Consider the following 11740-nt stretch of genomic DNA (forward strand, 5'->3'; position numbering starts at 1 on the left):
AATCCATGTCCAACCGTCAACCCTTCCCGGCACGCATGCCCACAACTCGAGCAGCCTTTATTGCGATTTAGGACAAAGAAAATGTAACGCATGTTGACGATATAATATCATCGATATACGTTACATTCGCGCTTAGGGAAGAGACGCGCGTTTGGAGGATCACCATGAAGAAGAGAGCTTTGCTGGCAGCTTTGCCAGCCATGTCGCTTGCGCTGGCCATGTCGGGCGTGGCGATGGCGAAGGATACCTATCGTGTCGCGGTTATCCGCTGGGAACCGAATGACATCTATTTCAACGGCGTCCAGCTCGGCCAGGAAATGGAGAGGAAGAGCATCGAGAACCGCGATGGCGTGAAGATCGAATTTACCGTCTTCGGCGCGAATGATGTGAGCGCCCAGCGCAACGCGCTGGATGCACAGATAGCCCGCGGCGTTGACGGCGTCCTGCTTGTGCCATGGCGCGGCGAGGCAATGATCAAGACCGTTGAGGATCTCGCCGCAAAAAACATACCGGTAGTTGTCTCGAACGCCTTCGTGCCTAAGGCAAAGTCGACGTTCGTGGCCTTCGATAACGAAACGGCCGGTCGCAAGGGCGGTGAGGCAATCGTCGGTTGGCTGGACAAGCATCGCGGTGAAGATTGGCGCAAGCAGGAAGGCGTCATCATCGAACTTCGTTGCATCATCACGGCCTCGTTCGATATTGGGCGCAGCGCCGGCTATCACTCCGCGTTCGAGCCCATCATCAAGGACAATCCCAACATCAAGATCGAAACCCGGGAAGCCGGTTGCGATGGCTCCAAGGCTCGAAAGGCGGTGGACGACCTGATTTCCCGCTACGGCAAGGACAAGATTCTGGCTGTCGCCAGCATCGACGGAACCATGGGTATCGGTGGCGCGATCCCGGCTTTCTCCGCGCAGGGCATGCTGAAGAAGTCCGACGATCCGGCCCATATCCCGGTCGCCACCATCGACGGCACGCAGCCGGAACTCGCCGCGCTGGAGAAGGGCGACCTTACGCACATCTCCGTCCAGCCGGCGACCGGCGAAGGCATCATCACGATGCGTCTGCTCTACGACATGATGAAGAGCGGGAAGCTGCTGGACAGGTCGGCGTCGGCCGGAACCCTGCCGATCGAGGGCGAAGAACTCTGGGCGCCAGTGGAGATCATCCCGTCTTCCGACTTCGACGGTGATTGGTATAAGATTCAGGCGTATTCGATTCCTGAAGATGTTCCCGCAAACGATCCGCGCAATTGGGCCAATCAGATCAAGGCTGCTAACTGATCCAGACGAGACGGCGGCACAGAACGCCGCCGTCTCTCCCCTGCGAGTACATGCCGATGAGCGCGAGCATTCCCCATTCCGCCGGCTCCAAGCGGGCGGCCGAGACGCATTCTTATCGCCTCGCGGGCCTTACCAAGATATTCCCAGGCCTCACGGCCGTCGCCGATGTCGACCTTTCGGTCAGGCGAGGGGAGATTCACGGCATCATCGGCCGCAACGGCGCCGGCAAGTCCGTGCTGATGAGTCTGATTTCCGGCGCCTTGAGAGCGACCTCGGGAACGATCGACATCGGCGGAAAGCTTGTCGGCATCGAAGAATACAATCCCGTGCGCGCACATGCCTTGGGCGTGTCGCTCGTGCCGCAGGAGCCCAAGTTCGCGCCACGATTGTCCATCGTCGACAATATGTTCATGGGCAGGCCGCTGGCTCGTGGCATGGGTTTTCTGCGCAAAGAGGAGATGAAGCGCAGGGCGCGGGAGGTCGGCGAGGCAGTCGGACTTTCGATTGACCCCGACGCCTCGATGTTCACGCTGCCCATCGAGAGCCAGCAACTGCTGGCCTTTGGAAAGGCGCAGTTCATTGACGAAGCGCAGGTGATCCTGCTGGACGAGATCACGGCCTCTCTGTCGCGCGAACGCAAGACCATGCTGCTTGGTCTCCTGCGTGATCTGGTTCGCCGCAATCCCGACCGCTCCTATACGTTGATCTCGCACCATGTGTCCGAGATCATGGAATTCTGCGACCGGGTCACGGTCATGCGCGACGCGCGAGCGGTGGCGACCATCGACGTGGCTGCCACGACGGGTGCGGAGCTTGCCGACTGGATCGTCGGCGATACGCAGGTGATGAGCCTTGACGGCCTTAAGCGAGCGGTCTCCGAAGAGGCTTCCAGGCCGATTGCCAGGATTTCGGGTCTGACGCGTCGGCGCGTTTTCCAGGATGTCGATCTCTCGCTCGGGACCGGTGATGTCGTGGGCTTTGCGGGCCTGGACGGATCGGGCAAGGACGAAGCCGCCGAGGCGCTCTTTGGCCTTGGAGCCATCGACGCTGGCAGCTTCGAAATGGAGGGCAAGGAACTGCATCTGACCTCTCCCAGCGAAGCGATGAAGCGCGGCATCGCCCTGCTTCCAAAGCATCGCGAGCGTCAGGCGGTTATCCAGGGTCGGTCTATCATCGAGAACACGCTCATATCCAGCTATCGCCAGTTTTCCACCGCGCTTGGTCTGATCGACGGAAAGCGTGCAAGGGCCGTCACCGGGGACAAGATCGCCGAGTTCAAGATCAAGGCCAGGGGACCTGATGTAAACATGAGCGGGCTGTCCGGTGGCAACAAGCAGAAGGTGCTGATTGCCCGCCTGACCCTCAATGCACCAAAGCTGCTCATCCTCAACGAGCCGACGCGTGGCGTGGATCTGGCGACGAAGCCGGAGATCTTGAAGGCGATCCGCACCGATCTTTCGCGGGAAAGCGCCGTGATCATGCTCACCGAAAGCGAGGAGGAAATGATAACGGTTTGCGACCGGATCTATGTTTTCTTCCGAGGAAGAATCGTTTCTCTGCTTCGGCGCGGTGATGAGAACTTCAACGTATCTTCGCTCTACAAGGCTATCCAGGGAGTCTGATCCATGCCCAGCACCGTCAGGAACTTATTGGAGCGCCACCTGATCTGGGTTCTTTTGAGCGTCCTCGTCGCTTTCGGGCTGACGGTGCCCGGATTCTCTTCGGTCCAGAACCTGACGAATGTCCTGTGGGCGGCAGCGCCTCTGGGATGCATGGTGCTCGGCCTGTTTCTTGTCCTCTTGATCAAGGAAGTCGATCTTTCGCTCGAATCGACCTTCGCCTTCGCGCCGACAGTCGCCATCATGCTGATGACGGTCTGGGCTCCAGGTCTCGTTCACCCCGTCTTGGCGGTGATCCTCACGCCCTTCATCGGTCTGGCAGTCGGCCTTGCCTCGGGCGCCTTTGCCGTGACCCTGCGCGTCAATGCGTTCCTGGTCACGCTTGCGACACTCCTTGTCATGCGCGGGGCAGTTATTTTCCTGATCCCCGAAGGTGTCTACTACCTGCCATCCGAATATACCTATCTTGGCGAGCAGCGATGGTTCGGCATCCCTGTTGCAATCTTTGTCTGGCTGCTTCTTTACGGTGTCGCCTACATCTTCATGGAGCGCCATCGCATCGGCAAGGAAGTCTACGCAATTGGGAACAACGAAGAGGCCGCATTCCTTGCCGGCGTGATGGTCCACAGGACGAAGATTTTCTGTTTCGGGATCGCCGGCCTTGCCGCAGCCGTTGGGGGACTTCTCGAGGTCGGCCGCCTTCAGTCGGTTGTCGCTGATCTTGGCGAGGGCGATATCCTTATGGTCTTTGCCGGCACCATTCTCGGCGGCACGAGCCTCAATGGCGGAATTGGCCGGCTCTCCGGCGTGTTTGGGGCTGTGATCGTTATCGCCATCATCGAAAACCTGATGAACCTGACCGGGATCGAACCCTCAATCCGCCAGATGGTCTTCGGCAGCGTTCTGCTCATCGCAATTTACCTCGCAAGTCTGCAGGATCGTTTCGCGTCGAAAGCCAGCCGTAGCTGATGGAGGAAGTTGATGGCCTTGCTGCTTGGCATCGACAGCGGTCTCACCGTCACGAAGGCGGTGGTGTTCGAGGAGGACGGAACGCCTGTCGCGGTTGCCCGGCGTCGGGTCCCGCAATCATTTCCTCGTCCACGGCATGTCGAACGCGACATGGGCGCGCTGTGGGAAGCGACTGCGGAAGCCATCCGCGAGGCAATATCGGCAAGTGGACGTTCGTCGGCCGAAATCAAGGGCGTGGCAGCCACGGCGCATGGTGACGGCCTCTATCTTCTTGATCGTCGCGGCGATCCGCTGGGCGCGGGAATCCTGTCGCTGGATAGCCGTGCAGCCTACATAGTCGAGGAATGGGACGCCGAAGGAATTTCTGGCAAGGCCATCGAACTGACCGGCCAACCGGCTCATGCGTCTGCGCCGTCGGCGGTGCTAACCTACATCAAACGGCACGATCCTGAGCGATATCGCAACATCGGCCATATCCTGTCGTGCAAGGACTGGCTACGCTATCGTCTCACCGGAGAGATCGGCACCGACCTCACGGAAGCAAGCACCAGCTTTACGAACGTCCGGACCCAAGAGTACGACGATGCTGCGCTGGAGATCTTCGGACTGGCTGAGTTGCGCCCTGCGCTGATCCCTGTCGCAAGGCCGGACGAGATCGTCGGTGTCGTCACGAGGGCCGCGGTGGAGGCAACCGGCCTTGCCGAGGGCACCCCGGTTGCGGCAGGCCTGCATGATGTGACGGCTTCAGCTCTGGGAATAGGCGGCCACGTCCCCGGAGCGCTCGCTGTCGTTGCAGGCACTTACTCGATCAACGAGGTTGTGACGGAGAAGCCGCTTCCCGACCCCCGTTGGTTTTGCCGAAACGGAATCCGCAAGGGATGGTGGAATTCGATGGCCATTTCGCCCGCCTCTACCGCCAATTATGATTGGTTTCTCGACAATTTTTGCCGCGATCTGAAAGAACGAGCAGTTCGGGAGGGGACTGATATCCACGCCCTCATGCGACCCGAAATCGATGCCGCGATGGAGCAGCCTTCGGACATAATCTTCCATCCTTTCCTGTTTGGTTCGCCGTTCGGCAGTCAGGCGAGCGCGGGATTCTTTGGCGTTCATGGATGGCATGGGCGAGGCGACCTCCTGAAGGCGGTGCTTGAGGGGATCGTGTTCAATCACAAGCTTCACATCGACGATCTCCGCTCCGCCGTCGCGATCGAACGCCTGCGGATAACGGGCGGAGTGTCGCGGAACCCGGTGCTGGCCCAGATGTTTGCGGACGCAACCGGGCTGCCCGTCGATGTGTCGTCGGCCGACGAGGCAGCCGCCTGGGGGACCGCATTGACAGCCGGCGCCGCCATCGGTGTCTTCGGAACTCCGGTTGAGGGGGCGCAACTCACGACCAGGGTTCTTCGATCACACGTGCCCGACAAGGACGGTGGCAAGGCGCTTGCCGACCGCTATGACCTCTACAGACAGATTGCCACTTCGATGATTCCACAGTGGCAGGCGATCGAGCGACTGGCGAAGCGGTCGAGGGAGGGGGCATAGGTGGGGGCTGAGGACCGTCGCGAGAAAATCGCGGACTACATCATGCAGGCCGGGCAGGCCCGGATCGACGATCTGGTTGAGCACTTCGGCGTATCGCGCATGACCATCCACCGGCACATAGATCAACTCGCGCATCAGGGTGTACTGCGCAAGCTGCATGGCATGGTCACCGTTCAGCCTTCCGGCCTCTATGAGAGTGCGTTCCGGTATCGCGAAACCGTCAACAAGGCGGAAAAGGAAGCACTGGCACGCGCCGCCATGGCTTACGTCGAACCGGGGCAGGCGGTGATGCTGGACGATTCTTCCACGGTCTGCACGCTTGCGGAACTCCTGCCCGAAGAGCGCCCGCTTACCATCATCACCAACAGCTATGTTTCCGCAGAAAAGCTGATCGACCTCGACGAGATCGAATTGATCAGCCTCGGCGGCAAATATCACCGGACATACAATGCCTATATCGGCATCGTCTGCGAAAAGGCGATTGCAAGCCTTCGCGCCAATGTCCTGTTCTGTTCGGCTTCCGCCATCGATGGCATCACGGCCTTTATTCAGGACGCGCAGGTTACCAAGGTGAAGCAGGCGATGATGGCCTCTTCCAGCCGGAAGGTGCTCCTTGCCGACTCGTCCAAGTTCGGCAAGGTCGCCCTGAATGCACTCGGCGACCTCACATCCTTCGACGTGGTCCTTGTAACCGATCAGGTCGAGGAACGGCATCTCGCGCATCTCAGGAAGGCGGGAGTGAATCTCGAAATCGTGAGAATGGGCAAGAACACATGACCGCAGTCGGCGCAAATGCGGCTGACTTTCCCGGTGGTATGGGCAAGCGGGCCTCGGCCATGGAGGATCGGGGGGAGATCGACGTCCTCATCATCGGCGCAGGGGTGAACGGGGCAGGCCTGTTTCGGGACCTCGCCAGCCAGGGCCTCGACTGCCTCATCATCGACAAGAATGACTTCGCTTCGGGAACGAGCGCTGCGCCGTCGCGTCTGATCCACGGAGGTTTGAAATATCTCGAGACGGGTGAATTCCGCCTGGTCGCGCAATCGACTTTGGAGCGCAATCTGCTGCTCGCGAATGCTCCCCATTATGTACAACCCCTGCCGACGCTCATCCCGATCTTTTCGTGGACGAAGGGCGTCGGTGCGGCGTTGAGAACGCTTTTCGGATCGAAAAGCGCGCCGCGCAGCCGTGGCGCATTCTTGATCAAGATTGGCCTCATGCTCTATGACTTCTACGGCTCCCGTCATCGCGTTATGCCGCGACATGCCATGGGCAGCCGCAGCGCCTCGTTGAAGGACCTGCCCGCGCTGACACCTGATATCGTTGCGACCGGAACCTACTACGACGCCACGATCACTCACCCGGAACGCCTCGTTCTGGAACTGATCCTCGACGGTCTTTCCAACAGTCCACGATCGGTGTCCCTGAACCATGCCCACGCCGAGCGGTCGGACAATGGCGCGCTGATCGTTCGCAGCCAGATAACCGATGCGACGATGCGGGTTCGGCCGAAACTGGTGGTCAACGCCGCCGGACCATGGATCGACGCGGTGAATGCGACGCTAGGCGAAACCTCGCGGATGATCGGTGGAACCAAGGGCTCACATATTCTTCTCGACCATCCGGAGCTTTTGAAGGAACTTGACGGTCGGATGATCTATTTCGAGGCGGACGACGGTCGCATCTGTCTCGCATTCGGATATCTCGGTCGAGTGCTCGCCGGCTCGACCGACATCAAGGCCAGCAATCCCGATGAGGTTCGCTGCGAGTCGCAGGAGGTAGAATATCTGCTCGAAAGCCTGCGCAAGCTTTTGCCCAAGCTCCGGTTTTCCCGTGAGCAGATCGTCTACGCCTATAGTGGCATTCGTCCGCTGCCTGCCTCGGATGCAAAGGACCCTGGCCTCATCACGCGCGATCATGTGACGCCGGTTCTGGAGTCGACCGAAACCCGACCCTACCCGATCTATTCGCTGGTAGGGGGAAAATGGACGACCTTTCGGGGCTATGCGGAGGAGGTCGCGGAGACCCTGCTGGAGCGCCTGTCGATCAAGCGGGTCGTCTCCACGCGTGAACTCGCGATAGGCGGAGGTCGCGACTATCCGAAAAGCGATGCTGCGCGCCAGGCCTATGTCGCGAATCTCGCGCGCACGACCGGTTTCTCCCCGAAACGGATTGAAGACCTCTTGTTCCGCTATGGAACCAGGGCCGCGGCCATAGCCGCCCATATCGCCGGATATGGCGGCGACCGGGAACTTCCCGACGCTCCCGACTACAGCTCAGGCGAAATCGACTACATCCTTCGTAATGAGCAGGTTGGACGGCTTGCCGACCTTATGTTTCGCCGGACGACCCTCGCCGTCACGGGAAGGCTGACGGCACGGCTTGTCGACGTGCTGGCCGTCCAAGCTGCGCAGACCTTGAACTGGGATGGCTCGCGGCGGCAGAAGGAAATCCAACTTGCGAGCGAGCTTTTGAAGACGTTCCACGGCGTCGATCTGGAACGCACCCGACTCGCTTCCTGAACTTGCGATCTTGAACGATTTCTGCCGGCAGCCCGCCGATCAGCTTTTCCTCGTCGCAGCCAGCGAATGGGAGTTTACAGCCTGACAATCCCGAGCTTCGACGCCAGGCTTTCTCCCATGATCAGGTCGCGCGCGGGAGCCGGAAGGGCTGACAGAAATTCCAGATCAATCGTCTCGGTAAAGCTGAGATAATCGAGGGCAGGACTGAAGTCGGACCCCCAATGCAGGTTAGAGAATTCAAAATGCTCAAGCAGAAGCTCGATGAACGGCTGCGCCGTGACATGCGGCGCGACAGGGTCAACGGCATAAAGGCCGGAAATCTTGACCGCGACATTCTGGCATGTTGCCAGATTCAGGAGCGGCGACAGCCGTTCCGCGGCCTGTTTGCTGGAGGGCAACGTATCATGCCGACCGGGCAGTCCGAGGTGCGAAAACAGAAACTGGCAGGTGTCGGCTTGGCGAACAAGCTGCCCTAGATGACGCGTTGCCTCCGGGCGGGCGTTCAAGGAAACGATGGCGTTCGCGTCCGACAACACACGCCAGCTTTCCGATGGCCAGCCGTACAACGCCTGTGCGGATGCCTCATCGGGAAGATAGAGCGCGATCCCGCTATGTCCGGCCCCAAGCAGTCCTTCAACGCCTTCCGCGCCGAGTGCAGGCGACGGGGATAGATAGGCTACGCTGTGAATCCACGGACGGCTGTCGGCGAGGACGCGCACATAGGCGTTGTTGGAAGGATCAATGCCCTCGGCTTCGTAGCAGACGACCAGTGCCGCCCCGATGCCGTGCTGCTCGCGCAGGCGTTCGTAGGCCCCGATATCCGATTGATCGCCAAGCGGTGACGGCTGTGCGGCAAAGTGGCCATATCCGTCGCGGAACAAATGCAGGTGGGAATCGACGATCATGATCGCAGCGAGCCGACAATCGCCTCCGCAACGACTAGCCCGTCTAGCGCATCTTCCGGCGTCACCGGCGGCTTGAGGACGCCTGAACGAATGCAATCCAGAAAACACTCCAGTTCCGTCCGCAGCGGGTCGTCCTTCGTGTCGACGGGGATGCGTTCGTGGTCTCTGCCGAAGATCTCGATATGGCTTCCAGCGGTAAGTTCCGCGCTTCCATCCGAGCCGACAATCTCCACGATATCGGGCGAGCAGTCCATGCCGGGATGAAGCCATGCCGTCGACAGGCGCCAACCAACTCCCGATGTCGTTTCGAGGCAGGCAGCGGTCAGCGAACGCGGCGTTCCGGCAGGACGTCGCGCGACGCTTATCGGGCGCGCCGGCTCACCGCTGAACCACAGCGCGAGATCGATGTCATGGATCATCGTCATCAGCACCGGATCAATGTCGCGATAGCGGTCCGCGTGGCTGGCATCGCGATAGCGGCGCGAGGTGAACTGGAGAAGTTTGCCGATCCTTCCACTGGCCAGTACCTCTCGCAACTGCCTGTGTTCCGCCGAGAAGCGCAGGATATGGCCGGGCAGCAGAAACGCGCGGCTGGCCTTTACGGCGTCGCAAAGCCCCCGCATCGTCTTGGCATCCGGAGCGACAGGCTTCTCGACCAGCACTGGTATCGGCTTTTCCAGGGCAGCCAGCCCCAGCGGCGCATGGACGTCCGCCGGCGTCGCGATCACGATGCCGTCGGGCCGGAAGCGATCGACCAGCGCGAAGGCGTCGGCATCGGTGTCGGCGAGTGCGAAGTCGGCGTGCAGCTTCTCGCGCGTGTCTTCGCGAGGTTCGGCGACGGCAAGCTCAAGGCCGCCGATTGCCGTGAGCGTTTTCAGATGCTCCCTGCCGAACAGGCCTCCACCCGCCACCAATATCTTCACGGCGCAGCGCCCTCCGCACCAGCGCCGCAGACGATCGCGCAGATCCGCCTGCTGCCTTCAAAGATCGGATCACCGCTGCGCAGCGCCGCTATGGAAGCCGCGCCCGAGAGATCGGCGGCGATCCCGAACTCGAACCACAGCCATTGCGAGGCCTCGAGCATTGCCTCGTCCGAGACCAGCACTACGTGCTCGATGTTCTGCCGCGCGATTTCGAAGATGCGCTCGTCGGTGCGCCGGCAGGACATCGTCGCCACGCGGCTCGTCACCTCCGGCAGTGACACGACATGGCCGGCGTCCAGGCTTGCCTTTATGGTCGGCGAACCGATCGGCTCGACCGCGACCACGCGCACATCGGGACGCCGCGCCTTGATGGCGGTGGAGAGGCCGGCCACCAGCCCGCCGCCGCCGATGGCGACGACGATCGTATCGAAGTCCCAAGTCTGGTCGAGTATCTCCAGGCCGAGCGTGCCCTGTCCGGCAACCACCAGCGGATCGGCGAAAGGATGGAAATAGGACGCGCCGCTGGAGCGCGCGTAGTCATGCGCAGCTTCGTTCGACCCGGACCATTCCGCGCCGACGATGCGCACGTCGGCACCCCAGGCGCGCATCTTCTCGACCTTGGCCGGGGAAACGGTCTCGGGAACGAAGACGACCGCCGGAACGCCTGCGACCTTCGCCGTACGCGCGACCGCGAGCCCATGGTTGCCACCCGATGCCGTCACGATGCCGGCCTTTATCTGGTCGGCCGGCGTGCCGAGCAGCCGGTTCATCGCGCCGCGCGCCTTGAACGAACCCGTGACCTGTTCGAGTTCGAGCTTCATGACGACACTGGCCGATACGGGCAGCGGGTCGCGCGCGTGCAAAGCCTCCATAATCGGCGTGCGGCGGATGTAGGGCGAAATCCGCTCTCGTGCGATCTCGATGTCTTCGATCGTTATCATGCGCGCTGCCCATATGGAGAGGCGACGACGACGCAGCAATTGCCGGGTGCCACGCGCCCCGGATGCCTCTTTCCATAGACGATGCCGTCGATGCCGTAGTGCAGCGTCACGGGCTCCGCGGTGATGTCCCACGTCTGATGGATGCGACCGGCCGGCTGACCCGCCGATACAGCCTCGCCATTCGCATGGAACGGCTCGAATATCCCGTCCACCGGCGCATAGACATAGGCCGAAGGGCCTGCGAGTTCGAGCACTGGCCGGTCGTTCCGTTGCGCGCTGCCTCCCTCCATGACGCCAAGATGGGCGAGCACGTTGCGAACGCCCTTGCGGCACACGTCGAGCGCATCCAGTGAGACAGTCCCGCCCCCGCGCATCTCCGTTCCGATCGTGACGAGGCCTGCGCGGCAGGCGGTCGCTGTTGCGGTGCGCTGGTCTCCGAGATTGGCGACCACGACCGAATAGGGCGCATCGAAAGCCTGAACGGCCGCGACGTTGCGGCGGTGCAGGTCGGGGTCCGTGGTGGGTTCGATGATGGCGCTCGGAAGAATGTCCAGCGACGAGCCACCGGAATGCAGGTCGAGGAAAGCATCCGCCATCGGAAAAATGCATTGCGAGACATAGGCGGCGATCTGCTGTGTGATCGTACCCATCCCGTCGCCGGGCCAGACGCGGTTGAAGTTCAAGCCATCGACAGGCGAGGTCCGCTTCGCGGCGCGCACCGCATGAACGTTGTTGGCCGGCATAAGGATGAGCCGCCCCTGTATGGCGCCGGGGTCGAGCTCACGGGCGAGTTCGCCGATGACGATTGGCCCCTCGTACTCGTCGCCGTGATTGCCGCCTTCGAGGACCACCGTCGGGCCGGTGCCGTTCGCGACAACCGCGATCGGAACCTGCGTCACGCCCCATGCATCGTCATGCGGCGAATGCGGGAAACTGACGAAGCCGAGCTGTCGCCCCTGCTTCTCGAAGTCGATATTGGTGAAGGCGTTTCCCGTGTAGTTCTGCGGAGTGTCTAGCATGGCATCCGTTCTTC

At 61.2% G+C, this 11740-nt stretch carries 10 protein-coding genes; 6 read left to right on the forward strand and 4 right to left on the reverse strand.

Annotated features, from left to right (window positions below; translation table 11 throughout):
- Positions 1-164 precede the first annotated feature (164 nt).
- Genes ABMA32_RS04035 through ABMA32_RS04060 form a run of 6 tightly spaced genes read left to right on the forward strand, consistent with a single transcriptional unit; the run spans position 165 to position 7938 of the window.
- Complete coding sequence (locus tag ABMA32_RS04035) at positions 165-1283, forward strand: sugar ABC transporter substrate-binding protein (RefSeq protein ID WP_349012433.1); 1119 nt, start codon at positions 165-167, stop codon at positions 1281-1283.
- Positions 1284-1339: 56 nt separating this feature from the next.
- Positions 1340-2905 carry a sugar ABC transporter ATP-binding protein gene (locus ABMA32_RS04040; protein WP_349012435.1) on the forward strand — a complete coding sequence of 522 codons (1566 nt, stop codon included), beginning with the start codon at positions 1340-1342 and terminating at the stop codon, positions 2903-2905.
- A 3-nt stretch (positions 2906-2908) separates the two neighbouring features.
- On the forward strand, positions 2909-3871 hold the full coding sequence (locus ABMA32_RS04045; protein WP_349012436.1) for an ABC transporter permease: 963 nt from the start codon (positions 2909-2911) through the stop codon (positions 3869-3871).
- A gap of 12 nt (positions 3872-3883) precedes the next feature.
- Entirely contained in the window at positions 3884-5416 is a 1533-nt protein-coding gene (locus ABMA32_RS04050) for an FGGY-family carbohydrate kinase (protein WP_349012437.1), read from the forward strand.
- Positions 5417-6193, forward strand: a complete 777-nt coding sequence (locus ABMA32_RS04055) for a DeoR/GlpR family DNA-binding transcription regulator (RefSeq protein ID WP_349012438.1) — start codon at positions 5417-5419, stop codon at positions 6191-6193.
- 38 nt (positions 6194-6231) lie between these two features.
- Entirely contained in the window at positions 6232-7938 is a 1707-nt protein-coding gene (locus ABMA32_RS04060; protein WP_349013320.1) for a glycerol-3-phosphate dehydrogenase/oxidase, read from the forward strand.
- Positions 7939-8012: 74 nt separating this feature from the next.
- On the opposite strand, the gene ABMA32_RS04065 is transcribed toward ABMA32_RS04060, so the two are convergent.
- Genes ABMA32_RS04065 through ABMA32_RS04080 form a run of 4 tightly spaced genes read right to left on the reverse strand, consistent with a single transcriptional unit; the run spans position 8013 to position 11726 of the window.
- Entirely contained in the window at positions 8013-8843 is an 831-nt protein-coding gene (locus ABMA32_RS04065) for an amidohydrolase family protein (RefSeq protein WP_349012439.1), read from the reverse strand.
- The gene (locus tag ABMA32_RS04070; protein ID WP_349012440.1) at positions 8840-9766 is read right to left on the reverse strand and encodes a Gfo/Idh/MocA family protein; all 927 of its coding nucleotides are present in this window, start codon (positions 9764-9766) and stop codon (positions 8840-8842) included. The genes ABMA32_RS04065 and ABMA32_RS04070 overlap by 4 nt, the downstream gene beginning before the upstream one ends.
- Positions 9763-10707 (reverse strand): threonine ammonia-lyase, encoded by a 945-nt coding sequence (locus tag ABMA32_RS04075; protein ID WP_349012441.1) that lies wholly within the window; start codon positions 10705-10707, stop codon positions 9763-9765. The genes ABMA32_RS04070 and ABMA32_RS04075 overlap by 4 nt, the downstream gene beginning before the upstream one ends.
- A complete protein-coding gene (locus ABMA32_RS04080) occupies positions 10704-11726 on the reverse strand; it encodes a succinylglutamate desuccinylase/aspartoacylase family protein (RefSeq protein WP_349012442.1) in 1023 nt (340 codons plus the stop codon). Before ABMA32_RS04080 ends, ABMA32_RS04075 begins: the two co-directional genes overlap by 4 nt.
- Between the last annotated feature and the right edge of the window lie 14 nt (positions 11727-11740).

The organism is Mesorhizobium quangtriensis (genome assembly GCF_040081925.1).
Taxonomy (GTDB): domain Bacteria; phylum Pseudomonadota; class Alphaproteobacteria; order Rhizobiales; family Rhizobiaceae; genus Mesorhizobium_K; species Mesorhizobium_K quangtriensis.